We start from the raw sequence: 26,410 nt of genomic DNA, 5'->3' as shown, positions 1-26,410 counted from the left end.
AGCGAGGCAAGTGAAATGGATCTTAGCACAAACTACCTGGGCCTTAAGTTAGAAAACCCGCTAGTGCCGTCCTCTTCGCCTTTGATGCGTAGTCGTGATGACCTCAAGCGCATGGAGGATGCAGGCGCTGCTGCTGTTGTACTTCACTCGTTGTTTGAAGAGCAAATCACCCAGGAGAGTCATAATCTGGATGGCTATCTCAATCAGGGTGCGGAGATTTCGGCAGAGGCCATAAGCTATTTTCCTGAGGCACCTGATTATCAAACGGGCCCGGCGGAATATCTCGAGCATTTGGCGTGGGCTAAAAAATCACTTTCGATTCCCGTGATAGGAAGCCTCAACGGCATTTCAAACAGCGGTTGGATCGATTACGCAAAGAACATAGAACAGTCAGGCGCTGATGCTTTGGAGCTCAACGTTTACTATCTTGCCACAGATCTGGGCCTAACTGGACTGCAGGTCGAGACGATGTATCTTGATATTCTCAAACATGTTCGCTCGGCGGTATCCATTCCGATTGCAATGAAGCTTAGCCCTTACTTTAGTTCAACTGCTCACATGGCCAAACAACTTACGGATGCTGGAGTGAATGGCTTGGTGCTATTTAATCGTTTTTACCAGCCCGATTTGGATCCTGAAACTCTTGAAGTTGTTCCTCATTTGGTCTTAAGTGGCTCGGATGAGTTGCGTTTGCCGCTCCGTTGGATAGCGATTCTTTATGGACGTATTCAAGCTGATTTGGCGCTCACTACAGGCGTGCATCGTAGCGAAGACGTTATCAAAGGCCTGATGGCTGGCGCGAAGATTACCATGATGGCTTCGGAGCTGTTGCGAAATGGCATTGGCCGCATTACGGAACTACGTTCTGAACTCCAAGAATGGCTGATCGAGCATGAGTACGAGTCTGTGAAACAAATGCAGGGCAGTATGAGTCAGATGAACTGCGCTGAGCCTGGAGCCTTTGAGCGAGCCAACTACATGCGTGTTCTGAGCTCGTTTTCGACCGATACCTTGTAACCAATTTCGTGCATGCGATCAGAGTTTAACGCGACGCCCCTTGCGAAGTGTATCAAGGCTGTAAAAGCTCTCTCGCCAATAAATGCCATCTTGTTTCCATGTTTTGTATGCCGATATCATGAGCGCATACAGTAAGGTCCATAGACCGAGAGGCGCAAACAAAGCAATAGGAGTAGGCATTCCGGAAATTCGCGAGACGCTTAGATTATAGTAAGCGTTGGAAGCGATAGCCAAAAGCGCCACAACGCTGAGCCAGTCAAACCATGGCTGAAAAAGAGCTAGCCACGGCGTAAAGAACAGCATCAACACAAGGATAACCGTCGCCAGCAAGCGCAGGTAGCTGTATCCGCAAGTCACGGCAAACAGATTCTTTTCTAAGCCGTGCATCATGGCTTTTAGATTCGGATACCAGCTCACGGTTAGCAGTCCACAGCTCCGTACCAACATCGATCGTCCATGTGCCTGTTTGATCAGCATGCCGAGACCCATATCATCGGCCACTTCCAAACGTAGCCATTCAAAGCCTTTGGATCGATCGAAACGGGACCGTCGAATGAGGTTAAACGCTCCAATGCCCGTATAGGCTTTGGATTGTGGATCCATCAGCGCTTTGGGACGCACCAGCAACATGAACGCAGCTCCAAAAGCGCATAAAGATAGGCGATACCAAAAACCTTTGGCCAGCATTTTGGGCATTATGGCAAGGTGATCCAGTTTTTGCTCGACTGCCAAGCTAAGAGCATAACGAGTGAGTTGTGGTGAAAAGCAAAGGTCAGCATCACTCGCTAAGACCCATTCGCCCGTTGCTTGCTCAAAGCCCGTGTGCAGGGCGCGAACTTTGCCTAACCAGCCCTCTTTCAAGGTATCCAAATGCAGGACCGTCATCCGTGGATCATTTTTCGCATAGTTATCAAGGATGGTGGGACTTTCATCGTCCGAGCGATCGTCAACGTAAATGATCTGAAGTTTTGGATAATCGATGGCCAGAACCGAATCAACAGCTTGCGGTAGAGTTTGGGCTTCATTCCTTACCGGAATAACCAAGCTTAGCTCAGGTAAGTTCGCATCATCGAGCAAGGCCTTAGCTTGTGTTACTTTTTTTAGGTTTTTATTTAAATGGTGACCAAAGATTCCCGTGATCAGCAAAAAAGCACAGACAGGCAAGGTTAGAAAAAGGAGTATCCACATGGTGGGTTAGACGGGCTTGGAATCCTCTGCCGTCCTCTTGTTAAGAATTGCTTTTGTTTCAAGGTAACGAACATGGCTGAGTTCATAAAGCTCATGGGACTTCATGAGGTGATGCGGCGGCTCGGCATTCGAACATCGTTCAAGCAAGATACGGGCGAGCTCCGATGCATGCATCGAAGAGAAGCGTTTTACGAGATGGTCTAGGCCCAAGCACGCGAACAGTTTAAGACAACGATCGACTAACCATGCTCCCACCTGCTCTAAGGGGCGGCTCTCATCGCGATCGGGACCGGTAATAAACGATGGACGGACAATGGTGTAGTTAAGCCCACTTTCGCTGATGGCTTTTTCTGTTTTTGCACGAATGCGCAAATAACGATTGAAGGCATGTGGGCTCGCTCCCGTGGCTGAAATCCAAACAAAGCGAGCATCCGGAGCGCTTGCGCGTGTGGCGTCTAATAATAGCTTGGTGAGCCCATAATCAACTTGCTCATAGCTTCCGGCTTTAGTCCCTTTGAGTAGCGCGCGTAGGCGACGCCTTTGGGTCGTGCCAATCAAGCAAAACACATGCGTAGGCTGTAGCTTGCTGAGCGTAGTTTCCAGTGCCTTGAGTGAGAAGATGCTCTGATCCACACGAGCTCCTGCCTGCTTGAATAAAGCGATCCATTGCTCGCTGCGCGTAGAGTCCGGCCGAATGTGTGCCGTGGTGTGGATTTCCGATGCACACGCTAGTTTGACAAGATGCCTTCCGGTAAAACCCGTGGCGCCAGCCACAAAAAGGCGGAGATTTTGGCTTTGAAGATCCATCGCAAAAAGGTTGAATTGTAGATAACGGATCCCCTGAGAAAAAGCATCCCCCGAGGCAGCTAAACTGAGAATCACAAAGCGCGCCCACAAAAAAGTACGCCTCCAGAGCAATTAAAAAATTAACGGCAAGAGCTTTAGAGAGCTAGGTCGATCAACTCAATCGACCCATTTTTCCAGACTGAAAATCTCGAATGGCTGCTCGGATTTCATCCGTGGTGTTCATCACAAAGGGCCCGTGCGCGACGACGGGCTCATCTAAGGCTTGGCCTTCAAGGATGAGTAGAGAACTGCCTTTTGATCCCTCAAACACAACATCGCCTTCGCTCTTCTTATCAAAAACAAAAATATCCCGTTCACGAGCATGCTCACCGTTCTTTGTCTTCACGGAGCCAGTGCGCAGCAGTGCAAGCAAGGTATGTCCTGGCGTCGCTGCAAATCGACTCTCTCCGTCTTGCTCGAAATGCAGATCAAACACTCGAATGGGGGTGTGAGTATGCGCTGGGCCTTTTTGTTGTTTAAGTTCGCCGGCGATCAGGCGAGCGATTGCGCTTTCGAGCGTGATGCGTGGAAAGTCTTTATCGAGCAAGGATTGATATTTGGGACTTATCATCTTTAACTTCGCTGGGAGGTTGACCCAGAGTTGCACCATCTCAAACAAGCCGCCTTGTCGAGTGAATTCTTTTGAATGCATTTCCTCATGCACGAGACCGGATGCGGCGGTCATCCACTGCACATCGCCTGGGCCGATAATGCCACCACCGCCAAACGAGTCGCGATGCTCGACTTCGCCAGCGTAGGCAAAAGTAACAGTCTCAAAGCCACGGTGTGGATGCTCCCCAACCCCACGGCTTTGAGTCGAGGGTGAAAATTGTTTTGGTGCAGCGTGATCTAAAAGCAGAAAAGGGCTGATATCCTGAGAATCGATCACAAAAGGAGAGAGAATTGAGCTTACAAAAAAGCCATTACCAACCCAGTGCTCTTCCTGGGGGGAAAGGATGTGTTTTACTGTTTTCAAGGCTTGTCTAGAATTGTTGTTTTCCATAGTTCTAGCAGCTTAAGTCCTTGATTGTTCTTGCGCTAGGTATCGTTATCGTAAAGCATCGTTGCAAAAACGGAACGATTTGAAACATAACGGTTTTTTTGTTCCTTTTTCGGAACGACTGTTTCTCTAGCTTAAGCAATAAATCGCTTGGGAGTCAGCATGATCCCAAGCACCATAAAGATGCTAAACCATGCGGCGTTAGCGGAGAAGGCGCCGACTGAGCTTAGCGCTGGACCGGGGCAGTAGCCGCTAAGGCCCCAACCCGCACCAAAGCAAAGCGCTCCAAGCACAAGTTTCGCATCGATACTTTGGGCGGGCAAAAGAGAAAAACTGCTTCCTAAAATAGACTGTGACAGCTTATGCCGCGTCCATAGGTAAACCGGTAGGTATACTGCTATTGCACCACCCATGACAAAAGCAAGACTTGGATCCCAGTGGCCAGTGATATCTAAAAAGCCAATGACCTTACTGGGCTGATTCATCCCCGAAAGCGCTAAACCAAAACCGAAAATAAGCCCGTAAAAGACAGGTAGCAAAAGACTTTTCATCTTAAGTTGCTCTCCAGCAATCGGGTATAAACAAAAACAGTAAGCATTCCGGAGATCATAAAACTTAGCGTAGCAATTAGTGATCGTTTGGACAGACGTCCAATGCCGCAAACCCCATGACCACTCGTGCAGCCTTTTCCGACTTGTGTACCTAGGCCAACCAACAAGCCTGCTAGAGCAAGCACCATGGGAGGGCGTTTGATGGTCACTGCAAATGCATCCGGAAAAAATTGGACTGCGAGCAATCCGGCAGCTAGCAATCCAAGCAAAAAGCTCGTGCGCCAAGCGCGATCGGCTTTGGCGCCACGCAGCGCTCCGCCAAGCAAACTGCTCACGCCAGCGATTCGTCCATGAAAAAGATAAACACAGGCTGAAGAGAGCCCAATAAGCATGCCACCTAACAAGGAAGTAAGCGGTGTAAAATGTTCCATCGCTGCGATTTAGCACAATCGCAACTTAAGAAAAGAGGACATGCCTACCGCGCTTGCTTGAAGTGTTTTGGTTTTTCCAAACGCTCCTACGCAGGCCAAGTTTTAGGGCTCAGCAGCACAGCGGCGGCTCACGTAAAAGCTGGCGACGTAGGCGCTGTTTCCACCATAGTCGATTTCCGTCCAACTGTAACACAGCTCAGGGCCGCACCTGTAAGCGTCTCCTTGAAGGGAGCGCAGAAAGAGGAATTCTTGCTCTGGAAAAATCTCGCCGAGTACATTTCCTTTTGCTGATGCTTCCGCACGCACTTTTAGCGGGAGGTTCGCGGTGATGACTGCAACTGTATCGCATTGCTGATAGTCACGACCTTCAAGGTAGTCGTCTTCAATTTTGCTCATACAAGCCGGCAAAAATGAGCAAAAAAGTATTCCTAGTAAAACTATCCGCAAGTTCATGCTGCTCCTTACAGATGATCTCGTATGCTCTGTCTGATACGAGTCAGGCTGCACTATGACATGACCTTGGTGTGCTGTGCAATGTGAAACAGTCCAGTCAATTCAGAACGTTTTTTCTTGGGTTTTATGTTGCCCTACGCCAAAACAGGAAGCTTGTTTTGCTGGCTTGGCTTCGCGACCAACATCATTGACTCGTCGACACCGATAAGTTCCTGATCAGGCAGTTCATGCCAAACATTTTCGCCAAGCAGAGGCTCGCTGGAAATGATCATGTGGTTGACTCGGCCAGAAAGGCTGGGAGCTTCACATTCAGGAGACAGAGAAGCGCAACTGTCGCGATCAGAGCAGCGTGTTTTGTAGGTCGAATAATGAAGTTCTTTGCCGAAACGATAAGCTAACATGCTAGAGCCGTTGGTAATCATTACTGTCAATAAAAGTTTTGATGTCGAATCAGGCGCTTCCCACAAACGTTGAACGGTATCGATGGTGCGTCTAATGCAATCACCCAAGGTTACGACACTTGTTGGTTTTGCAAAGCGATTGAGTTCAGTGAGAAGCAGATGAAAAATAACTTCGCTGTCGGTATCGCCCAAGACGTAGCGCCTTAAAGCGGGATCAATCTCGCCGAGAAATTTCTCCCGTTGCTCCGCAAAGCCTGGGATTTCACCGTTGTGGGCGAAAATCCAGCGTCCAAATTGAAAAGGATGGCAATTGAGTACCGATATATCGCCAACGGTCGCTTTGCGCACGTGGGCGACAACTGTCTCTGATGCGACAACGCCACTGAGGCGATGAAAAAGTGCATCACCAAGAGCGCGCGATGCGCTCTTAGTGACATGCGGCGTATCTTGCAAATAATAAGCCACGCCCCAGCCGTCAGGATGAGCGTTGCTTTGCCGGCCCAGTGCATTTTCCGCATCGAGCAAAGAGCGATGCACTTGTGAGGGAATTACACTTCGAAAGCCAAACAGTCTGCACATGGCAGAACAGTGTGACACGCGAAAGAGCGATTGTCGAAGAAGGCAGGCGGTAAAGGCAAAAATGAGGGCTCCGAGCAACTTTACTGGTTTTGTGCCGATAAGCTTCGGTGTTTTGGAAAAATATCAAAAGTTTTTTTGCCGCGTGCTTGGACTTGCTCGCACCACGTTGCTGTCCCGGATGCGACGTCGAGCATCCGGCGGGATTTGATGGCTTTTGCGAAGTGTGTGAACCACTGCTGGAGCGGCTAAACAGCAAACAAGACAAAGCTCCAGCGATTAACGCTGCACTTATTTTGTACGGCGGACCTTTGGCGGAGGGCATAAAAAGTTTCAAATACAAAAGCCGCACTGACTATGCGAAAGCTCTGCGTTCTTTGTTGTGCGAGCAAGTTCATACCTATCAGCCTTTAGTGGATATCGTGGTCCCTGTGCCACTGCACGCAAGGCGATTGAGGCAAAGGGGGTATAACCAATGTGCGCTATTAGCCCGGGCTGTGGCACGCTCGATAAAAAAACCTCTACGTTGCGGTGTGCTGCTGCGTGTTAGGGATACGGTTCCTCAAGTCGGCCTAGGTGGCTTAGCCCGTATTTCTAACGTTCAGGGTGCTTTTAGAGCCACAAATGATGTAAAAGGGCTTCGCATCCTACTTATAGATGATGTACGAAGCACCGGAGCGACTCTGAGCGAATCGGCTGGAGCACTTCGGGCGCAAGGCGCGAAAAAGGTATATACCCTGGTGCTCGCGCGCGGTGACTAAAAGCATGGCTAAGCAAAAGAAAAAAGAAAGCGACAAAAAAGCGGACCTGTTGGTCTGTCGCAACCCAAAAGCACGCAAGCTTTATGAGATAGAAGAAAAGCTCGAAGCCGGTTTAGTGCTTGTAGGCTCGGAAGTTAAAAGTTTGCGCAACCGGCGCGGTGATCTCGAAGGCTCCTATGCTGGCTTTCATGGCGATGAGCTGTTTTTGTACAAAATGCATATCGCCCCTTACGAGCAGGCCACAGCTTTTGGTCACGAACCCACTCGAGTGCGCAAGTTGCTCTTGCACCGGCGCGAGCTTGAAAAGCTTCACACACGACTAACGATCCGTGGCTACACCTTAGTCCCGCTCAGCGTGTATTTTAAAAACGGCCACGCCAAAGTTGAGCTGGGTTTAGGTAAAGGGCGTGCCAAGCGCGATAAGCGAGAAGAAATCAAGCGGGATCTTGATAAAAAAGAAGCCCGTCAAGTCATGCAAAAACATAGGAGATAGACCTTGCATCGTATTGTTTCTCAGGATGATCATGGACAAGCGTTGGGCCTAAGCGGTGAAGTGATTCGCATTGAGCTTCCTCGAGCGCATGCGCCAGGCTCCCCCATCGCCTTTGTGTTGGAGCATGATGGCGGAAGCATGGAGCTCAATGGCCGAACGATTGACTGCACAAAAAAAGACGCCACGGAGGGCATGTTTCGGATTCGAGTGCGCTTAGTCAATCTTCGTCGCGAGCAGCGCTTGATGCTTGATCAGCTTTTATCGAGTGCACCCAACACAGCTCCGCGTACCGAATCATAGTCATTGGGCAAATCGATGGGTTGATTGGCTAGAGTGCTGGTTACGCCTTCAATTTTGCTTTCGTGGTAGCGCACTTTAAATTCACTGAATTTCAGGCCATTGGCGGTTGAGATCACAACGACTTTATCTTTTTGTTTTATTTCTTTACGAGCAACAAGTTTTTCCAGGGCCGCAAGGGCGACTCCGGTGTGCGGACAGGCGTAGGTGCCGGTGCGATCGGCAGAGGCTGCTGCGGAAGCCAGCTCTTGTTCACTGGCTTGCTCAACCACGCCGTTGTAGCTCTTGAGCGTACGAATCGCCCGGCGAATCGAGACTGGGTTGCCAATGCGAATCGCACTGGCTTCGGTGTTTTGTGCCAGCATGGGCTCAAAGCTGTCCCAACCCTTTTTGTAGGCGAGATAAAGAGGATTTGCCGCTTGGGCTTGTGCAACGCAAATGCGTGGCCGCTTTGTGATAAGACCCAAGTTGAGCATCATATCAAAGCCTGCTCCCAGCGCTGAGACGTTACCAAGATTTCCGCCGGGGATAATCACCCAATCAGGCACTTGCCAGTCGAATTGCTGCACCACTTCGATAGCGACTGTTTTTTGCCCTTCAAGCCGTAAGGAGTTCATGGAATTGGCGAGGTAGACACCGGGTTCGGTGGCCAGACGCTGCACAATGCTCATGCAACCATCAAAGTCAGTGTCCAAGGCGCAGACAGTTGAGCCATTGGCCAAAGGTTGCACGAGTTGCGCGGTGGTGATCTTGCCTTTGGGTAGCAGAACAACCGAGCGTATGCCGGCTGCCGCGCAGTAAGCAGCCAGTGCTGCGGAGGTATCGCCAGTCGATGCGCAGGCAATGGCGCGGATAGGCTTGCCATCGGCGATCATTTGATTGACCACGCTAACAAGCACGGTCATTCCTAGATCTTTAAAGGAGCCTGTATGGCTATTGCCACAAAGTTTAATCCATAAGTCATCCAGGCCAAGTGATTTGCCATAGCGACTGGCCCAAAAAAGATTGGTCCCACCTTCATGAAGCGAGACTACATGATCATCACTTACGCCAGGCGCCACCCATTCTTTTTTGCCCCAGACGCCACTTCCAAAAGGCCACTCGGTGGTGCGATGCCGTTTGTTGAAGAGCTCTTTCCACTCTTCTGCACTTTGATCTTTGAGAGCCTCAAGGTCATGTTGAACCTGAAGCAATTCGCTACATTTGGGACAACGGTAGATAACTTCATCGAGAGGGTATTGCCCTTCGCATCCAGCGACGCATTTGAACATGGCATGGTAAGACATGCTCGGCAGTATAGTGCCTTTTTTCGGGAGTACAATCGCTGTTTTTCGTCTAAAAAGTGCTAAAAAGCTCTAATTCGAAAGACAGGGTTTTTTTACGCTAAGCTAACGAAAGGGTCCCGTGTTTATCGGCAGTGCAAAAATGAAAAGCTACCCACATCACAGTGACGCAGTTCAAACAATCCATGCCGAGTGTCCGGCCATTGATTTACATGCCGATCCGCTACTTTGGACGAAGTTCGTTGGCTATGATCTCAACAAAAAGCACAAAGCCCCTTTACCGCATGCGTGGTTTGGAGGGCACGTGGATGTGCCTCGGTTAATAGAGGGTGGGCTTGGTGCTCAGTTTTTTGGGTTGGTCTCGTTGCCGGTGCTTGACGCAGACCTTGGTGCTGCAATCGATCAGCAGATCGATTTTCTTCGAGCGGCTTGCGATAGGAGTGACGGTCGCCTCAAGCTTGTGACAAGCGCCGAGGCCTTTTTGAAACAAAGCCAGCATGGCGTTGCGGCGCTCTTGGGCATCGAAGGCGCACATTGTCTTGAGGGTTCATTGAGTAGGCTCGAGCATTTCGCGGCGCGTGGAGTCCGTTATCTCGGTCTGCTGCATTTTTCTGCCAACGCTTGTGGTTTTCCCGCCATGGGTTTTGGTGTCAACCATGAGCAGGGCTTAACCAATTTTGGCTGTTCAGTGATCGAGAGTTGCGAGCAGCAAGGCGTGATCGTTGATTTGGCTCACATTAACAAAAAAGGTTTTATGCAAGCCTGCTCTATCGCGCAAAAGCCCATGTACGTTTCCCATACCGCGGTTAGCGGGGTGCATTCGATGTGGCGTAACATCGACGATGAGCAACTGCGAGCCGTTGCGGACAACGGAGGCGCTGTTGGAGTGATTTTCTGTCCTGCTTATCTTGGGCAAGACGGTATCCCGGCGGTGGTTGAACACCTCAAGCATATCATTAAAGTTGGAGGAGAGAGTTTGCCCGCCTTGGGTTCTGACTGGGATGGCTTCATCAGGCCCACGCAAGGCTTAGAAGATGCAAGCAAGTTGCCGCATCTTACCCAAGCTTTACTTGATGCAGGCATGACACACGCTTTGGTGCAGAAAATCCTGCAACGCAATGCTTTGCGTGTCCTGCAAGATGTTCCCGAAAAGCAGTCCGCAATACTGTAGGCGCTTTTGGGCAGGGCACTAGAATCGATGTTGGATCTAGTTGGCTGGGAGCTGAAAGTGCATCGGATCGCATCCAAGTGGGATCCCTTCAGCGCTGTTCATTCGTCCGCCCCACTCAAAACCGCAACCTTCTAGGATGGACACAAATTCTGGGGGAAGATCAACTTGTGCTGTTTGAAAAATGTTCATCGCTTTTTGATCGCCAAGGCTAAAGATATTCCCATTGTTACGGTTGGCTAAGGGATGTGAAAGATTGTTGAGATCAAAAGCGAGCCCGGCGCTGTGTGCCGAAGCTCCAAGCCCTCCCGTAAGTTGCGTCATGCGGTAGCAGTAATCACCAGTCTTTTGATACTTTCGTCCGGACGTATTCTCGGGGCCAGGCATCGTGCACTCTTTTGAAGGACCAAGGTTGGGTAGCACACACTCGAGCAAAGCCTTGACAACCTTACATTGATTGCAAAAAACACTGTCTTCTTCAGATTCTTCACATTCAGTAATGTTGCTGAGTGGCCACACAGTCCATGCAAAAATGCTTTCGGTGTGTTCCATTGCTTGCATGAGTGTTTCAGCATCGTCGCCTTTGCATGACCACTGGACTGGTTGTGCGGGAATCTGTTGGGAGTATCCTGTCTCATAGGCAACTTGCCCGGTACAGTAACTGTCTTCAGTGGTTTTTAGGCCGCCAGTGAAGCTTAGCTCAGCATTGCCGAGTATTTCGGCAAAATCGGGATGGTAACGATCGCAATGAAAGTTTGCATTTGGGTGGCAACTTGTCTTGTGTGTCACCAAGGGCTCAGAGCCCTGCTGATAGCTGCCCTCTTTGCAGAGACTGAGTGTCTGCTGAAGTACTGCACACGCTGCTTTACTCTGTTGCTCAAGCGTCGTTTGGATTTCAGTAGAGTTTAGAGCGACAAGTTCGACCAATGGCAAAACGGTGACGTTGGGGGCGCCGTTTATAAGAGCTGCGCACTGTCCCTGGACACCTTCAAAAGGGAAAAAACTGTCGATCTGTGAAAGCGGGTATCCGATGGTATCTTGAATCAGCTCGCAAATTTTATCACTGGATTTAGGCTTGTCCTTTTGCAGTTCGCCATCCATCGCAATATCTGAGGGACTCTGAACGCATCCAGAAGCCATCGCCAAAAGAAGCATGAAAAAAGCAAAGAAACGATTCAGGGCAGCTAAACCATCGAAATTGGCCATATGGCTTATAAAAACAAGCAAGAATCGTTCCACTGGGAAAAACCAATAAATCCATAAGTAAACTGTTTTCAGTTGCTGAATGGTAGGAAACTTAATGCGTGCTGATGACTTAAGACTCCATGTAGGTAGCCTTCATCTGGGTGGCAGCCGATCAGTTCTTATGCGGAAAAAGCACGGCAAAAAAGTGGAGACTGAAGGACCTTCAGTCTTGTGGAAGCTACCAAAGGTCGTTGGCACCTTTTTGGGAATGTCACACGCTTTGGTCCAGAAAATCCTGCAACGCAATGCTTTGCGTGTCCCGCAAGATGTTCCTGCAAGGCAGTCAATAAGCATTTAGTTGCTTTGGGCTTACTTGATCCGTACGAGGAGTTTGTAGGACCCAGGATAGTACAGGCCTGGAGTGGGGTTGATGCATACGGTGGCGGTTCCGTCTCTAGGCTCGCCGCTGCATGAGCGAATAACCATGTTCGAATAGGCCGTATAGGGGCTTTCTTGGGTATCGCCGTTCGCAGAGCAATAGCCGGAGGTCAGCGCGCCTTTGTTATGTCCGATGCATGTACGCCAAGATAAATCTCCCTGTGTGCATTCATAGGATGTGCTGACAGAATAGTGTTCGCCGCGAGACAGCTTTCCGCTTTCGGTGTGCGGCTCGATTGGCGTGACGGTGACTTCGATTTCCGGCAATCCAAATTTTCCATCGGTGACCGCAAAACTGACACAGTTGCTGTCGCCTTCGCCGACGTCAATGATCGTACGTGTTGCGCAAAATGAATCGCCCTCATCAAGGCTTTCCGGAATGCTGTTTGTACAGTCCTCAGAGGAGTTGTTTTGCACGAAGAGTTCAGCGAGTTTGTGGCGTTGGATCGTGCTGCGACTGTACCAAACTCCATTGCTGCTATTTAGCGTGTCATCGAATACAGTGAGCTGTACGTCGAGATCCATGGTTGTAAGGTTTTGAGAAAGGTCGGCGCATCGGTTGGGGTCGGTGGGTTCAATCCGTAGCAGTAACTTGTAGCGATCGTCTCTTACCCGTACGCCGTTTATGACTGGCCCGAAAACATAGAGCGGCAAAAAGGAATACATGCTGCAAGTCGCGGTGTCGGGATTCATTACAATACGAGGTGGAAGCTCAGCAGCGTCGGGATTGGGTGAACTGTCAAAGTAGTAGGTCGCACTGTTGTAGGCCGTGAAAGTAAAGTCTTGGGAAAGCCAGGCTGTCCATTGTTCCCCGAGGGGTGCAAATTGAATGGCGATGGTTTCGTGATAGGTTTCATCGCCTAAAGGACTGCTTCCGATGCCGCCAGCATAGGTCGTAAACTCACCGTTACTGAATGAGAGTTGGTAGATTCCCAAGGATTCGAGGTTTTGCCCGGATTGGTCTTCGTCGAGTCCTTCGGATGAAACAAAATTGCAGGCCAAGAGAAATGAAGAGGCCGTTAGAAGAATAAGAGTTTTAAGCAGAATCGCTTGTTGCACGATGGATTCCTTTATTCAAAGCAGCACGGCGGCATGTTAGAAAAATAAGTCAATCCATCTAGAGCAACATTGATGCCAAGCACTCTCGACAATGCGGTCAAAAAAAAACGAATAAATTTCGCCCTGCAAACGCCTTGGATGGAGACAATAAGCCTCGGTCGATAGTGAACCGTGCTGTCAGTGTCATAGGTAGATGGACACCCCCTAAGTTGTGACACTAAAGAAAATACAGTGTTTTCAGAAATGGTGGGGTAAGTCTGGGGGCGTGGATGGACCTCAGTGGCTGCGCAGTGAGCTTGCCAAAAGGGCAAGGCTTCCATGCTCAAACGAGGTGCTCGCTGCGCTGCGCAAACTGCGCGTGGCAGCCTTGCCCTTTTGGCTTCAAGACATCAAAGCTGCCGGTGTGAGCAGCGGGTAGCCAGCTTTGCTCGCAAGGAGCGACGGCGCTACCCATTATGGAGCCTGGCCAGCAAGGCCTGTTTGATAAAGGCAAAACAGCTTCGTTTTTGTTTCTTCAGCGTGCTTACGACCGTGAGTGTCCTTTGAACAAATAATCTACCGTGCTCATCGCGCGAGCCAAAACTAAGTTTGCGCCAACTCACCGCCGGCCGTAGCGCTCGTTCTGATGCGTTGTTGCTCGTATCGATGCGCAAAGGGTCCCGAAGAAAGGTAAAGTACATCTCAAGTTTTCTTCGAAGCCTTGCGTAGTAGCGCGCAAACGTGCTGCAGCTAAGGCGGTCTAAAAGGGACCAAGCACATTTTTACGGCACCTCTTTAGGTCTAGACAGCCTTTTTGCTTTCGTTTTGTTTTTAGCTGCCTTGAGCAATGTCGGGCGTGGCGGAGTGGGTTCAGTGGGCTGCGTTGGCGTTGCGCACCCCAGATAGGTCGGGGGTTCGGGATCTCGGCACGGCTCCGTTTCGCCTTGGATGTCCGGACACGCTACGGGCGGCGCTGGTTTGAAGATGGGCACACATCCGGCACCGGCGCAGGCCTCTTCGCGTTTCAAGTATTTCGCATTCTCCAACCAAAATTGGTTCAGCCGGTACACACACGATTCCGAAACCTCCGGGCTCAACGGTACCACTTCCGGTCGGTGCGCTTCCGGAATCCTGCGCAGGCAGAGGCGACTCCGGCGGACAGGTCTGCCCATCGGGACATGCATAGCCGCTTTCGGTTTCACAGGCCATCGTCGCTGTGCACTCGGTTTCATCCTCAATATCGTAGCAGGGTGAATCAAAGACAATGGGCCTGCAATTCTGCGGAATTGCCATGACCGTTGGACAGGGACCTTGCGAAGTTTCACACGGGGGTTGGGGAGCCATCGGTTCGCAAAACTTTGACGCTTCACATGCCTCAAGATCCAGCTCGCCGCAGGGCTATCACTGCAGTCACGATCTGGATGCGGACAAAAGCTATCGCACTCGCCATCACCATACCAAAGTTCAGTCCGGCACAAATCAGCTCCGATGTCGCTTCGGCCGCCGCTTAGAAGGGCCTCGGATTTGCTAATCGACGATTCACTGCAACCCGAAGCTGCTAAAACGAGCAGCAAGGTTAGAAACTTCAAGAATAGGTTTTTCATAGCTCTCCTGGTGTTTGGCTTTGTCAGAAAACAAAGCAAAGGTCGTGCCAAGAAATTGCGGAATAATTTCAGAAAACTTGCAGCATATCGCCAACCGCTGGCACAACCTGGCCTGATTACTAATTTGGGGTCAGCCCCTTTTTTGTTTATTGGGGATGCGCAAAGGGTTTTCCGATGGACTTGCCCGGAAAAAGTTGAGAGACAATTTAACCGGCCATGGCCCCCATGGCTTTGGCGTAGCGTTGTTCAGCCACTTGTGGACTGAGCAAACTTTCAAAAGCCAAAAGACTAGTACCTCCGCCTTCTGACCAAAGGCCGTTGGGACCTCTTTGGATCAGTGGGCTGCCTTCGGCCTTGGAGTCCAAGGGAGTCTTCGTCGCGTTTCGCTACAGAGCCTCGCTGGTTTGGTTTTTAACCAAACAGGTCATTTGCTAGTTTTGTCCGTGCTTGCTGCGCGTTCGAGCACCTTTGCGCATGTCGATATTGAGGATTGTTACGCCACCTTCCTCGACTTTGATGCGCCTTGTCTGTTTAAGGTAACCTTCGCATTTGATAGAAACGTCGTAGACTCCTGGCTCAATGTCGGTCTCAAAAGCACCCGTTTCGTTGGTCTGTAGTTCGAGTGTGCCGGGAACAATGCTTATGGTAGCGAAGAGTGCGTCGCCAGCATAAGAGCGAACGAGCCCTCGCAGTTGCGCTGTGGGAAGCTTAACAACCAGGCCAACGGTGAGCGACGACGTTTTGCCAATTTGCAGCTCGATCGTTCGAACGGTTTTTTCATACCCTTGTGCTTCAATCGCCAACTCGTAGACGCCCGGCTTGAGACCTTCAATGAAAAAATGCCCCTTGTTGTCCGTGACGATGTCTGCATGACCTGCTATCGAGACCCTGGCCTGAACCACGGGCTTTCCTTGTTCGCCAGATATATCGCCTGCAATGGATCCAAAAGGTGACGCCGGTGGTGATGTGACAACTGGCGTCTCCTGCGGTGGCTCTTGCGACTTCGCTGGAGGGGCCTTCGGCTTGTCAAAGGGAATCAGGTACCCGAGAGTGAGAAATCCGCTGACAAGGGGCTCGACCGGAGCAAGCGGCTGATCTTGCGTTACTATAAAGCGTGCGCTTAGACCAATCTCGGCGATCGCAGCAATCGTTAGCGGTATTTTTTTGAGGGATTCCAGCGAGCGCCCCCTGCAATGCGCATGGGCGAGGCCGAGATAGGGGGAGCATCGGATCCAACAAGCAGATCCCACGTCCATTCCGCGAGAACTTCGATGGGGCCTGCAACATAGTTTGCGGCAACAGTAAACAGCGCTGCGTTCGACTTGCTTAGACTTCGGGTGAGTCGGTTAGCAGGCAGCAGAGATTGAGGATCGGAAAGCGAGTTGGCGCTGTTGTCCAAACGAAACCCTGCATTGACTCCGAGCGTAAGCGGTATCTCTTGCACGCGGTAACTTCCCGACCAAAGAGCGTCGAGGGTCGTCGCGTCAAACTCCAGCGAAGGTGCTTCACCTCCGGGCAGCCAAACACTTGCTTCAATCCCAGTTGCAAATCCCAAGCCAAGTGCTGTGCCTGCGCGCGATACAAAGCGCATTTCACCCATCCCAATTTGTGCAGATCCGCTGTCACTTGAATGAAAGTCCATGCGACCGTCCAACTTGAGTGCAAAACCCAGCCAATCCAAAGGCGTTACACTTGCCGCGGCGTTGCCGGACAGTCTGTAGTGCGTATCGTTCTGCTTGAGAACCTGCTCTGTGTACCCAAAGCCTGCCGATCCGAAAAAACTTAAGCCGCGGATGCCAGGCGTGGGTGCCGAAAAACGCCAAGCGCCGGGGAGGGCATTCTTTGTGCGACCCCATTCATCTGGGCCAGATTGCGCTTCGGCGGAGGGGGCATGCATTACTATCGCAAGAGCTGCGATCGCGAGTGCTAGGATAACCCTCAATGCTCCTAGTTGTTGCGCTCTGCGCGAATAGCGTCTTAGGTCCACTGCACTGCCGAGTGTACAATCATGAACAACACTGTCCACTTGTCGTCCATTCGTGAGCTTTTTCACATGTTACTCGGTTGCCAAGGTACCGATGGTGCTCAAACCGGAGAGCACCGACGGAGTGATTCCGGGGCCAAAACTCTCCGCACCACTTGCTGTATTGATGCGAACGCGGCCGGCGCCTCCGCCGCCTCCACCGCTGGTAAATGCGGCGAGACCTTCGCCCGCAACGCCTTGTGCATCACTGCCATTTCCTCCGCCACCATTACTAGAGCTGGTCACTGAACCGGGCGCAGGTACCACAGTAGGAGATCCTGGTGTCCCAGGGATTTGAGCACTGTTCTCGCCACCTTGGCCACCACCACCACCGTTGGCACCTAGAAGGCCGGCGATAAGAACCGTCGGTGCCTCGAGCAAAATAGCACCTCCTGATCCGCCTCCACCGCCGTTTCCCAGATTGCAGCAATCATCAGGAGTTGCGCCGCCGCCTCCACCCGCGTCGATCCGCCCGCTGAGACCGAGCTCGATGGCCGTGAAAGAAAACAACTGCAGTGCTCCTCCGCCGTTTCCACCGACTGCACCGGTCGAACCAGGGCCTGAACCACCACCTGAACCTGCGACAAGCGGAGATAGTTCGGCGCTTCCATAGATGATTCCCCCCGCAGTGCCCGCGGCACCGTCGTTGGCGAGTCCGCCAACGCTACCGAAACCGCCTCCACCACCACCACCAGCGGTTCCACCGCCTCCTCCGCCGATTCCTTGACCGGCCGCACCCCCACCCTGGCCGCCTTGGGCGCCGCCGGGTCCGGGTCGGGATGTCTTAAATGTATCGGCGCGAACCGACAGCCAGCCCTCGATCGTTATGTCGTCTTCGATCGTAATCCAGGCTAGGGCAGCGTTGCCTTTGCCGAAAACAAATGTGCCATTGGGAATAGTCAAACTGCGGCTGACGAAGACTCCAATGTTCGGACTTGTTGTCTTCGGAAGTAGCGCATAAAAAATCCCAGCGCTTACAGCGTTCAGACCAGCTCGTATTTGCTGATTGCCGTTGCGGTCCAGATCATCGTAGCCCTCTATGGCTCCGGTGTCCGTATCGATTTCCCAATAGGCAGAACCGTTGGCGCCCACTACAGTGTCACCGAGCGAACTCGTATCATTTGGCAGCACTGCTGCGATACCGTTGGAGGGTATGAAGCCGCAGGTCAAACCCGTGCAAGAGTTGGTACCGCTATCCGTACCGCTGTCGCTTTGATTGCCGCTATCGTTTCCGATCGATGCATCCGGGTCAGGTCCGGTGTCTCCAGCATCGTTCGTGTTGCCAAACTCCACCTGTCCGCAACCCGCGGCCAAGCAGAGGGAAAGGATGGCAAGATTTGGAAAGATACCAAGAAATCTAAACATAAGTGCAGCTCCAACAGTATTTTTCCGGTATTTTGTATCTAGTGCAACTTTCGGGTGAGGCCGCACGCAACCTGGGCGAAAACGATGAAATGCTTGAAAGCACCTTGTCAGCAATTTTGGCAATCTTGAGAAGGTTTAGTGGAAATCGCCTGAGCAAGGTACCATCGTCTGCCCTGGTGGTTGCTGCATGGTTATGCACCCTCAAGAGCGTATTGCTCAGGGTTGCAAATAGGCGTCTAATTCTTCGGGACGGCGAAGCGCATAGTTGAGCTCCACGGTCGCAAGAGGATCGTTAGCTTCGTAAAGATAAATGATGTGCGTGTTTTCATGTTTTCCTTGGCCACGACCGGCATTCGACCTGATTTGCACCATGTTGTTGAGGACCGAGCCAAAGGAACAAGATCAAACAGATTGCTTTGTGTTTGGTTTTTTGAAACCTTCTGCTTTGCGCCGAAACTTGGTGAAGCTTCGAAAACTATCCTTAATGCTCAGCTGTCATCGACTGGTTTGCCGACGAAGTAAGCAAACAAAGCCAAGACAACGGCGCCCAATAGCACGCCGGTCCACGGTCCGTACCAGCCCATTGCTGTACCGAGTGATCCTGTGATCATGCTTACCAAACCGACAAGCGCGACGTAGGGTACTTGGGTTCGTACGTGATCAAGGTGATCGCAGGCCGAAGCAAGTGAACTCATCACTGTTGTATCGGAAATCGGTGAGCAGTGATCCCCCCATACTGAACCGGAAAGCACCGAAGCGACCGTTGCTAGACGGATGGATGCATCGGCTGGTGCAAGCTCATAGGCGAGAGGCACCACGAGAGGAAACATAATGCCCATGGTTCCCCAGGATGTTCCAGTGGCGAAACTTACAATACCGGCCACTGCGAACACTAAAGCAGGAAGCATCCCGGGATGCAGCCATGCGCTCACCAATTGCATGATGTACTGAGCGGTTTGCAGCTCTCTGCAGACCGTGCCCAGCGCCCAAGCCAAAACCAGAATGATAACCGCCAGCACCATGGACTTTGCGCCAAGCAACCAGGCACTTAGTGCTTCTTGAAAGCTTAGAAGCTTTTGCACATTGGCCATGAAAATAACCAAAATGCAGCCCACAAGCGATGCCCAAAGCAGTGCTTTGGTTGAGCTTGCATTTCCGACGATGGTTCGAAAGTTGGTGTCGATGCTTTCTCCGAGGCTTCGTTTTGCATCGATGCCCTCAATACCTGTGACGTACATGGCGATGCAAAGAATGGCGATCACGACCAAAACGGGGAAGGCGGCATTGAGCCAGCGCTGTGGCTTGTCTGGATCGGGCTCCATCCCCTTGCCATCCAAATCGGCAATGGGTTTGGCGCCCGGAGCCAGGAGCTGTCCTTTTTCAATGGCGCGCATTTCGGCTTTGTACATCGGACCAAAGTCTCGTTTCATCCAAACCAAGAGCAAGCCGAAAAAAAGGATAAGAATAGGGTAGAAGCGATAGGGAAGACTCTGAACGAAAACCCAATAGGGATCCCCTTCGAGATGAAGCGCATCGAACTGATCGGCGATGTAGCCGATTTCAACGCCAATCCAAGTTGAGACAAGCGCTAAAGATGCAATCGGTGCTGAAGTGGTATCGACAATGAAGGCGAGTTTTTCTCGACTGATACGTAAGCGATCCGTAATGGGCCGCATGGTTGTGCCGACGAGTAAGGTGTTTGCGTAGTCATCAAAAAAGATCACCCAGCCAAGCACCCATGTGCTGAGCTGTCCACGTCGGCGGTTTTTGGCAAAGCGCGTAAATGCAGTGGCTAAACCATGCGCACCTCCGGAGCGCGAAAGAAGTGCAACAAAGCCTCCAAGCATCAGTGTGAAGACCATGACCGATCCATGGTGCTGATCGGCGACTTCGTTAATTACGTAGCTGTCAATACTCCGCAGAAAACCACGCACTGGTGAAAAATCCTGAACGCCCATCACGCCAATCCAGAGTCCGACGAAGAGCGCAATGAGCACTTCTTTGAGTAGCAAAGCGATGATGATGGCGATGAGCGTTGGCAAGATGGAAAACCAGCCCGGAATCACACTTAGCTGTTTTGAAACGAAGACCTTGCCTTGGTGCAGAAGCTGGATCTTTGCTTTACCGCCGTGCTCGATACGAATGCCGTCGATGGTCCAAAGCTTTTTCATGTCAGGATTTGAAAAGCGATAGCGACGTAGTTCTTTACCACTTGAGGCTGCAAGGATTTCCAGTTCCAGATCCTCGGACAGTTCCTCGTGCTCGCGCGGACTGATACTCAAGGTAAACGGCACCCCTGATAGAAGAACTTTTGGGGTTTCAAGTTTGGCCCAGAGATTTGCTGGTTTAGGATCGGCGTGGCCAGGGCTTGCAATAAAACCGATGCTGCAAAGGATCAGTACTGCCCAAATGCAACCATGCCTAAAGCGCTTCAAAGCATCCCCCGTTTTTTTTCGAAGTTTTTCGAGAAAAAAAACCCTTACAAAACCCGAAGCTATACCGTGCTTGAGGTTACAAAACAAACGCAAAAAGGACCTTGCTAGAGCTTTCTGATGGGAGTAGTTGCTTGAATCAGTGTAAAGCGCTTGTTCGACTCAGAAAGAGCTTCAATGCCATGGTACATGCTCAGTTAATCGGTGAACCCTTCGCAGGTTTTGTTTATTCGGATGCTCCCAGGAATGTGTACTGGGAAACCACGATTGCCTGTGATCTTGCCTGCAAACACTGCCGCGCGAACGCGCTGCCGTATCGCGACCCTGCGGAGCTAAATACTGAACAAGCGAAGCGTTTGATCGATTCCGTCAAAACACTTGGCAGTATGCTGGTGCTAACAGGTGGCGATCCCATGAAACGACCTGATCTTTTTGAATTAATTGCTTACGCCAGGAGCCATTCGGTACCGGTTTCGGTCACTCCAAGCACGACGCCGTCTTTAAGTTCTGAAAAAGTGGCTAAAATGAAGGAACTTGGCGTCATGGCGCTTGGGGTAAGTCTCGATGGCCCCAATGCGGAGGTCCACGACGGATTCAGGCAAGTGCCAGGCACTTTTGACTATTCGATGCGAGCGCTTGGATGGGCCAAAGAGCACGAGATACCTGTGCAAATAAACACAACAATTACTCGCGATACCTTGCCTCATGTCGAGACCCTTTACCGTTTGCTTAGCGAAAAAGCACACCCTCCCGTCCGGCGTTGGAGTCTGTTTGTCCTGATTCCTGTTGGCAGGGGAGCAAGCAACTTATGCCCAGCCAAAGCCAAATGAATGATTTATTTGACTGGGTTTATAAGACATCGAGCTCTGCGCCTTTTTTCCTGAGCACAGTTGAAGCTCCTCACTATCGACGCTTTTGGATGGAGCAGGAATTGGCCTGCGGTAAGACGATCGAAGAGTTACAAAAGCAGGCAAAATCAAAGGGTTTTGGTGTACGAGACGGTAACGGAGTGATTTTCGTTTCCCACACCGGCGATGTCTATCCCGCGGGATTTTTGCCTTATCCACTCCTCGGAAACGTTAAAGAAACCGGGCTCGAGACGATCTACCGCGAAAATCCCGACCTTATCGAGCTGCGCAATGCCGACCACTATGAGGGCGGCTGCGGTCACTGCGATTATAGGTGGGTTTGCGGCGGTTCTCGAGCTAGGGCGTACGCGCTCAGCGGCAATCCAATGGGCAGCGATACGCTTTGTCCGCACGCAGTGTCATAAGATCATGAATACACACATGTATCCGTGACATTTCCAGGGGAGCCATAATGAAAATGACGGCGGGACGACAAAATACGTTTGAATATTGGATCATATATTTTTATAAAACACAGTAATTACAATGAGAAAAATTGGCGTAGACGTTATTTCGTCAATTTTGGAAATTTCTTATAAAATCATGGATTTAGATTGACAGTGTTAGTTAAAAGCAGGCTCGATGCTGGTTTCGAACTCGAGCATCGATCTCGACTTCGACGCCAGAGATCGAAGTCGAAGCCCTACCATGGGGCTGCGTCTCGAGAAGGAAAATGCGTCCAATATCGGTCTTCTTGAAGATAAAGTAGACGCGCTGCGGAGTGATTGCTATGAGCTTTTTCATGCCAAAAGGCAGTTACGCACTTAGTCTTAGGCGATTTAGTTTAAAGAACCGTCAACCGTTCCGAGAGCTTCTGAGCCGGACGGGCAATCGCTTCATGGAAATGAGCGAACAACTGCTTGGCGAAGAGCTTGATGCCAAAGTTAGCCGAATTCAGCTCGCTCACAACGAAGTGGGTATGGATCCCTTTGGTTTTGACCCAGCGGTGGCTCGATATGGGCTTGCTTTCGCGGCATTTCTACATCGACTGTATTTTCGAACCGAGGTTTTTGGCGTCGAGCGAGTTCCAGAGGGCAGGGCCATCGTTGTGGCCAATCACTCTGGGCAGATCCCGCTGGATGCCGTGATTATTACCGCGGCTCTGCTTTTGGACGCTGAGCCACCTCGCTTCGCGAGGAGTATGGTCGAGAAATGGACCGCCACACTTCCTTTTATCTCTTACTTATATCCCCGCTTCGGGCAGGTAGTGGGCTCTCAGGACAATGCAAGACGGCTGCTCGAGCAGGACTCCACTTTGCTTGTTTTTCCAGAGGGCATACGAGGCATCTCTAAACCCTACCAAGAGCGTTATAAAATGCGTGATTTTGGTTTTGGTTTTATGCGAATGGCTTTGGAGACGGGCACGCCTATCGTACCGGCAGCTATCATTGGCGGAGAAGAGCAGTACCCCTCCGTGGCCAACCTTGAGAAAATTGGAAAGGTATTAGGCCTTCCTGCCCTTCCAGTGCTGCCTCAGCTGTTTTTGGGTTTCCCACTGCCCTTGCCGACAAAGTATCGCATCTATTTTGGCGAAGCGATGACCTTCGAGGGGCATCCGGACGACGATGATGTTTCCGTGTCCAAGAAAGTCGCGCAAGTGCGAGATGCCATTGATGGAATGTTAGGCGACGGTCTCAAGCAAAGGCGCTCCGTATTTTGGTAGCAATGGCAAGGGATCATATCTGAAAGACAACTGTGTTAGTCTTCGCCAAAGCTTAGCGCCACAATGGCTCGTTGAATTCAAAGCATACGATATGTCCACAAACCCAGTCTCCAAGTCGCAACGCCCTTCTGCTCGAGCAAGTCGTGTATCTTCTGGGCAGTTGAAACGTGCTGCCGCCTCACGAGACGGAGCAGTCCTGGTGACAGGTATTTGTGGTCGCCTTGGCCGCCTTGTTGCTCGAACCTTGCATCGAAACGATAAAGTAATTGGTGTCGATCGCCGTGATTTTCTTGGTAAACCTGAGGATATCGAGCACTACAAGGTTGATTTACGACGTCGGAAGATGCGCGATATCTTTCGATCCAACAAGATCCGGGCCGTGATTCATTTAGGCGTGATGCATAATCCACGAGCGAGTGACAAAGAACATCACACTTTTAACGTCGTGGCTTTTCAAAAATTGCTTGAGTACATCACGCATTACCAAGTTCCAAAACTGGTTTTGCTTTCAAGCGCCAATGTGTATGGACCTCAACCTGACAATCCTCAGTTTCTAAGCGAAGAGGCACCCTTGCTTGGCGCACAGAGCTTCAGCAAGATTCGCGATTTAGTTGAAGTGGATATGTTGGCACAAAGCTTTTTTTGGCGTCATATGGAGACAGAGACTGTCATCTTGCGCCCTTGCCATATTTTGGGCGGCGTAAAAAACGCAGCAAGCAACTATTTGCGTTTAGAACGGCCTCTCACCTTGCTCGGCTTTGATCCGATGATTCAAGTGATCCATGAAAAAGATGTCACCGACGCAATCGTAGCCGCACTGAAGCCAGGCGTACGAGGCATTTTCAACTTGCGAGGCCCGGGGGAGTTACCGCTATCTAAGGTATTCGAACGGTTGCGTCGTAAACCGGTGCCCGTTCCGTCGTTTGTTGCAAAAACCACACTCAATCGGTTGTGGAAATACCGTCTTGTTTCCTTCCCGCCGCCAGAAATCGATCATATCCGATTTTTATGCATGGTGGATGATAGCCGTGCGCGCCAGGAGCTCGGTTTTGTCCCGCACCGCGATATGCAACAAACCTTGCTTTCTGTTGAGGCCGATCGCTAAGTAAAGCGCGATTTGCTGCAATAGGGCTTTTGTTCTTGTGTTTTCAGCTGTCTATAGTACCACCTTTCGGTGAGTCGTCTTGACTGGTTGGTGATAGCAGTTCACTTGTTAAGCGTTGTTGGCCTAGGGCTTTGGGTTTCGCGTCACCAAAAAAATGTTGATGACTACTACGTCGGTGGACGTAACTTGCCATGGTGGGCTGTAGCCATTTCAGCGATGGCGACTCAGACCTCGGCCAACAGTTTTATTGGTATTCCGGCATTTGTCGCTTTGGCGCCGGGCGGTGGCCTGACTTGGCTTCAATACGAACTGGCCGTTCCGCTCGCAATGATTGTGGTCATGGTACTCGTGGTGCCCTTTTTTAGACGGCTTGAATTAATAAGTGTCTATCAATATTTAGAGATGCGTTTTGATCGGCTCACGCGCAAAAGTGTAAGTGCGATGTTTCTAGTTAGCCGTGGACTCGCTGCTGGTGTTCAGGTTTACGCCTCCGGTGTTGTGCTTTCAGTATGTCTTGAGGTTCCAGTCTGGGCCTGCATTCTCGTCATGGGAGTTGCAACAACACTTTACGATTCGATTGGTGGCATGACTGCTGTGGTTTATGCCGATGTCATGCAAATGTTTATTTTGCTTGCGGGCATTTTACTTTGCATTGTCGTGGCTTTTCATCAGGTCGGAAGTTTTGCGGACATCATCGCTGCACATGAGCCAGCACGCCTTTCGGCAATCGAGTGGGGCTTAGGTTTAGGCGATGGAAGCAAAACACCATTTTGGGGTTTTGTTTTGGGCGGTTTCGTTTTGTACGTCAGCTACTACGGCGTCGATCAGAGCCAGGCGCAACGCATGCTTTCTGCTCCTTCGGTTGATGAATCCAAACGTGCTTTGATGTTCAATGGCTTGTTTCGTTTTCCATTGACTCTTTTGTATATCTTCATGGGCCTTGCAGTTGGCGCGGTGTACGCGCAATCCCAGGAATTGCAGCAGGCGATTTCGGCCAACCGCCTAGACAGTTTGCTTCCAGAGTACATCCGGATGTTTTTACCCTCGGGACTGCGAGGTATCCTTTTTGCGGCGATTTTGGCGGCGGCTATTTCAAGCCTTGATTCCAACCTAAACAGTCTTTCGGCAGCAACCATGCGAGATTTCATTGAAAGCAAGCTTCGCGGGGCTTCACAAGGTCGAAAACTTTGGACGAGCAAGGGTATTACCGCTTTTGGGGGCTATCCATCACCCTTTTTGCTTTCTGGGTTGGCAATATTTCAAGCACGGTCGTGGAGGGCATCAACAAACTCGGAAGTTTTTTCTATGGACCTATTTTGGCGGCTTTTGTTGCGGGCCTTGTCGATCGCCGAGCCACTGGGCCGGCGGTGCTGACTGGCGTCGCATCAGGCATCGCCGTCAACGTCTTGCTTTATTTGTTTAAGGGTGAGGTTTTCTGGATGTGGTGGAATCTCTTTGGGCTTGTTGTTGCGATATCAACTACCGCACTGGTCAGTCGACTTGGAGCCCCACGCGGGAACTATGAATATTCCCATGACATTGTGTTGGATGTGAAAGAGTTAGTGCAAAGCAATCGCGCTTGGATGCCCCAATATCTCGGCTTGGTTGTGTATTTTATAGCAATGCTTTTTGTGGTGATATTTATCGATGATTTTTTGATGCTATTCACTTAGCGAAAGTGTTTCGAGTTGCCCGGTGACTCGGAGCGCTTCATAAAGAACCAGAGCAGCAGCGTTGGAAAGATTGAGACTGCTAACGCCGCCGCTCAAAGTGGGAATAGCAATGCACTGTTCAGGATAACGGGTCAAAAGTGTATCCGGCAGCCCAACGGACTCTTTACCAAAAACCAAAACGTCCCCGGCTTGAAAATTAGCTTGAAGATAACTTTTCCGGGCGCCTGCACTTAAAAAATGCAAAGGTCGATCCGGGTTGCATTCCAAAAATTGTTCAAAGCTATCGTGTCGCTGCATGTTGACGAGATGCCAATAGTCTAACCCTGCGCGTCTTACCGCTTGATCGTCGATGCGAAAGCCTAGGGGACCAACCAGGTGCAGCACTGTTTGAGTGGCCGCGCAGGTTCGAGCGATGGCTCCGGTGTTTGGAGGGATTTCAGGTTCCACAAGTACAATGTGAAAAGGTTCTTTATGGCTTTGATAGCGAAGTTTGGGCGACACAGGCATGGTG

31 protein-coding genes are annotated in these 26,410 nt (G+C 50.8%); 12 read left to right on the top strand and 19 right to left on the bottom strand.

The features are described 5' to 3' along the window. The first annotated feature begins 15 nt into the window (after positions 1-15). The gene (locus tag IPJ88_17205; protein QQR89882.1) at positions 16-1,017 is read left to right on the top strand and encodes a dihydroorotate dehydrogenase-like protein; all 1,002 of its coding nucleotides are present in this window, start codon (positions 16-18) and stop codon (positions 1,015-1,017) included. Between the two features lie 18 nt (positions 1,018-1,035). Here IPJ88_17205 and IPJ88_17200 read toward each other — a convergent pair whose 3' ends face one another. From IPJ88_17200 to IPJ88_17170, 7 genes are all read right to left on the bottom strand, one after another. Next, positions 1,036-2,205 carry a glycosyltransferase gene (locus tag IPJ88_17200; protein QQR89881.1) on the bottom strand — a complete coding sequence of 390 codons (1,170 nt, stop codon included), beginning with the start codon at positions 2,203-2,205 and terminating at the stop codon, positions 1,036-1,038. A gap of 6 nt (positions 2,206-2,211) precedes the next feature. Continuing rightward, a complete protein-coding gene (locus tag IPJ88_17195; GenBank protein QQR89880.1) occupies positions 2,212-3,087 on the bottom strand; it encodes an NAD(P)H-binding protein in 876 nt (291 codons plus the stop codon). Between the two features lie 76 nt (positions 3,088-3,163). Continuing rightward, entirely contained in the window at positions 3,164-4,054 is an 891-nt protein-coding gene (locus IPJ88_17190; protein QQR89879.1) for a pirin family protein, read from the bottom strand. A 131-nt stretch (positions 4,055-4,185) separates the two neighbouring features. Continuing rightward, positions 4,186-4,602: a YeeE/YedE family protein gene (locus tag IPJ88_17185; GenBank protein ID QQR89878.1), complete on the bottom strand. Its 417-nt coding sequence runs from the start codon at positions 4,600-4,602 to the stop codon at positions 4,186-4,188. Next, positions 4,599-5,033 (bottom strand): YeeE/YedE family protein, encoded by a 435-nt coding sequence (locus IPJ88_17180; protein QQR89877.1) that lies wholly within the window; start codon positions 5,031-5,033, stop codon positions 4,599-4,601. The genes IPJ88_17185 and IPJ88_17180 overlap by 4 nt, the downstream gene beginning before the upstream one ends. 102 nt (positions 5,034-5,135) lie before the next feature. Beyond that, positions 5,136-5,429 carry a hypothetical protein gene (locus tag IPJ88_17175; protein ID QQR89876.1) on the bottom strand — a complete coding sequence of 98 codons (294 nt, stop codon included), beginning with the start codon at positions 5,427-5,429 and terminating at the stop codon, positions 5,136-5,138. A 191-nt stretch (positions 5,430-5,620) separates the two neighbouring features. Beyond that, positions 5,621-6,466, bottom strand: a complete 846-nt coding sequence (locus IPJ88_17170) for a class II glutamine amidotransferase (protein QQR89875.1) — start codon at positions 6,464-6,466, stop codon at positions 5,621-5,623. A 107-nt stretch (positions 6,467-6,573) separates the two neighbouring features. Here IPJ88_17170 and IPJ88_17165 point away from each other — a divergent pair, with 107 nt between their 5' ends. From IPJ88_17165 to IPJ88_17155, 3 genes are read left to right on the top strand one after another with little or no spacing between them, the layout of a single operon-like run. Further along, a complete protein-coding gene (locus IPJ88_17165; protein ID QQR89874.1) occupies positions 6,574-7,224 on the top strand; it encodes a ComF family protein in 651 nt (216 codons plus the stop codon). Positions 7,225-7,228: 4 nt separating this feature from the next. Beyond that, positions 7,229-7,717 carry an SsrA-binding protein SmpB gene (gene smpB, locus IPJ88_17160; protein QQR92076.1) on the top strand — a complete coding sequence of 163 codons (489 nt, stop codon included), beginning with the start codon at positions 7,229-7,231 and terminating at the stop codon, positions 7,715-7,717. A 3-nt stretch (positions 7,718-7,720) separates the two neighbouring features. Beyond that, on the top strand, positions 7,721-8,017 hold the full coding sequence (locus IPJ88_17155) for a hypothetical protein (protein QQR89873.1): 297 nt from the start codon (positions 7,721-7,723) through the stop codon (positions 8,015-8,017). Here the strand turns inward: IPJ88_17155 and thrC are convergent. Further along, complete coding sequence (gene thrC, locus IPJ88_17150) at positions 7,969-9,300, bottom strand: threonine synthase (GenBank protein ID QQR89872.1); 1,332 nt, start codon at positions 9,298-9,300, stop codon at positions 7,969-7,971. The two genes, IPJ88_17155 and thrC, sit on opposite strands and share 49 nt — an antisense overlap. Positions 9,301-9,439: 139 nt before the next feature. Between thrC and IPJ88_17145 the strand changes: the two genes are divergently transcribed. Then, a complete protein-coding gene (locus IPJ88_17145) occupies positions 9,440-10,468 on the top strand; it encodes a membrane dipeptidase (protein QQR92075.1) in 1,029 nt (342 codons plus the stop codon). 36 nt (positions 10,469-10,504) lie between these two features. Here the strand turns inward: IPJ88_17145 and IPJ88_17140 are convergent, their stop codons facing one another. Both IPJ88_17140 and IPJ88_17135 read right to left on the bottom strand, forming a co-directional pair. Then, complete coding sequence (locus IPJ88_17140; GenBank protein QQR89871.1) at positions 10,505-11,704, bottom strand: M15 family metallopeptidase; 1,200 nt, start codon at positions 11,702-11,704, stop codon at positions 10,505-10,507. A gap of 315 nt (positions 11,705-12,019) precedes the next feature. Continuing rightward, positions 12,020-13,147, bottom strand: a complete 1,128-nt coding sequence (locus tag IPJ88_17135; GenBank protein QQR89870.1) for a hypothetical protein — start codon at positions 13,145-13,147, stop codon at positions 12,020-12,022. Positions 13,148-13,358: 211 nt separating this feature from the next. Here IPJ88_17135 and IPJ88_17130 point away from each other — a divergent pair, with 211 nt between their 5' ends. Next, entirely contained in the window at positions 13,359-13,565 is a 207-nt protein-coding gene (locus tag IPJ88_17130) for a hypothetical protein (GenBank protein QQR89869.1), read from the top strand. Between the two features lie 28 nt (positions 13,566-13,593). Here IPJ88_17130 and IPJ88_17125 read toward each other — a convergent pair whose 3' ends face one another. From IPJ88_17125 to IPJ88_17090, 8 genes are all read right to left on the bottom strand, one after another. Then, positions 13,594-13,827: a transposase gene (locus tag IPJ88_17125; protein QQR92074.1), complete on the bottom strand. Its 234-nt coding sequence runs from the start codon at positions 13,825-13,827 to the stop codon at positions 13,594-13,596. 169 nt (positions 13,828-13,996) lie between these two features. Next, positions 13,997-14,419 carry a hypothetical protein gene (locus IPJ88_17120; protein QQR89868.1) on the bottom strand — a complete coding sequence of 141 codons (423 nt, stop codon included), beginning with the start codon at positions 14,417-14,419 and terminating at the stop codon, positions 13,997-13,999. A 517-nt stretch (positions 14,420-14,936) separates the two neighbouring features. After that, the gene (locus IPJ88_17115) at positions 14,937-15,095 is read right to left on the bottom strand and encodes a hypothetical protein (protein ID QQR89867.1); all 159 of its coding nucleotides are present in this window, start codon (positions 15,093-15,095) and stop codon (positions 14,937-14,939) included. 66 nt (positions 15,096-15,161) lie between these two features. Then, positions 15,162-15,632: a carboxypeptidase regulatory-like domain-containing protein gene (locus tag IPJ88_17110; protein ID QQR89866.1), complete on the bottom strand. Its 471-nt coding sequence runs from the start codon at positions 15,630-15,632 to the stop codon at positions 15,162-15,164. A gap of 248 nt (positions 15,633-15,880) precedes the next feature. Continuing rightward, positions 15,881-16,783, bottom strand: coding sequence for a hypothetical protein (locus IPJ88_17105; GenBank protein ID QQR89865.1), 903 nt, complete (start codon positions 16,781-16,783; stop codon positions 15,881-15,883). Between the two features lie 3 nt (positions 16,784-16,786). Beyond that, entirely contained in the window at positions 16,787-18,118 is a 1,332-nt protein-coding gene (locus tag IPJ88_17100; protein ID QQR89864.1) for a hypothetical protein, read from the bottom strand. 216 nt (positions 18,119-18,334) lie between these two features. Then, positions 18,335-18,490: a hypothetical protein gene (locus tag IPJ88_17095; GenBank protein QQR89863.1), complete on the bottom strand. Its 156-nt coding sequence runs from the start codon at positions 18,488-18,490 to the stop codon at positions 18,335-18,337. Positions 18,491-18,606: 116 nt separating this feature from the next. Beyond that, positions 18,607-20,553 (bottom strand): Na+/H+ antiporter NhaC family protein, encoded by a 1,947-nt coding sequence (locus IPJ88_17090; protein ID QQR89862.1) that lies wholly within the window; start codon positions 20,551-20,553, stop codon positions 18,607-18,609. A 131-nt stretch (positions 20,554-20,684) separates the two neighbouring features. Between IPJ88_17090 and IPJ88_17085 the strand changes: the two genes are divergently transcribed. From IPJ88_17085 to IPJ88_17060, 6 genes are all read left to right on the top strand, one after another. Continuing rightward, positions 20,685-21,380: a radical SAM protein gene (locus tag IPJ88_17085; protein ID QQR89861.1), complete on the top strand. Its 696-nt coding sequence runs from the start codon at positions 20,685-20,687 to the stop codon at positions 21,378-21,380. Continuing rightward, on the top strand, positions 21,377-21,823 hold the full coding sequence (locus IPJ88_17080) for an SPASM domain-containing protein (protein QQR89860.1): 447 nt from the start codon (positions 21,377-21,379) through the stop codon (positions 21,821-21,823). Before IPJ88_17085 ends, IPJ88_17080 begins: the two co-directional genes overlap by 4 nt. A gap of 473 nt (positions 21,824-22,296) precedes the next feature. Continuing rightward, positions 22,297-23,121: an acyltransferase family protein gene (locus IPJ88_17075; GenBank protein ID QQR92073.1), complete on the top strand. Its 825-nt coding sequence runs from the start codon at positions 22,297-22,299 to the stop codon at positions 23,119-23,121. A gap of 91 nt (positions 23,122-23,212) precedes the next feature. After that, on the top strand, positions 23,213-24,226 hold the full coding sequence (locus IPJ88_17070) for an SDR family oxidoreductase (protein ID QQR89859.1): 1,014 nt from the start codon (positions 23,213-23,215) through the stop codon (positions 24,224-24,226). A gap of 69 nt (positions 24,227-24,295) precedes the next feature. Next, the gene (locus IPJ88_17065) at positions 24,296-25,600 is read left to right on the top strand and encodes a sodium/solute symporter (GenBank protein QQR89858.1); all 1,305 of its coding nucleotides are present in this window, start codon (positions 24,296-24,298) and stop codon (positions 25,598-25,600) included. After that, entirely contained in the window at positions 25,543-25,899 is a 357-nt protein-coding gene (locus IPJ88_17060) for a hypothetical protein (GenBank protein QQR89857.1), read from the top strand. Before IPJ88_17065 ends, IPJ88_17060 begins: the two co-directional genes overlap by 58 nt. Here the strand turns inward: IPJ88_17060 and IPJ88_17055 are convergent. Further along, positions 25,888-26,406, bottom strand: coding sequence for a tRNA (cytidine(34)-2'-O)-methyltransferase (locus IPJ88_17055; GenBank protein QQR89856.1), 519 nt, complete (start codon positions 26,404-26,406; stop codon positions 25,888-25,890). The two genes, IPJ88_17060 and IPJ88_17055, sit on opposite strands and share 12 nt — an antisense overlap. Positions 26,407-26,410 lie beyond the last annotated feature (4 nt).

Source organism: Myxococcales bacterium (assembly GCA_016699535.1).
Classification (GTDB): domain Bacteria; phylum Myxococcota_A; class Polyangia; order Polyangiales.
Note: the sequence above shows the minus strand (reverse complement) of the source record. Positions and strands in the feature narration are given on the sequence as shown.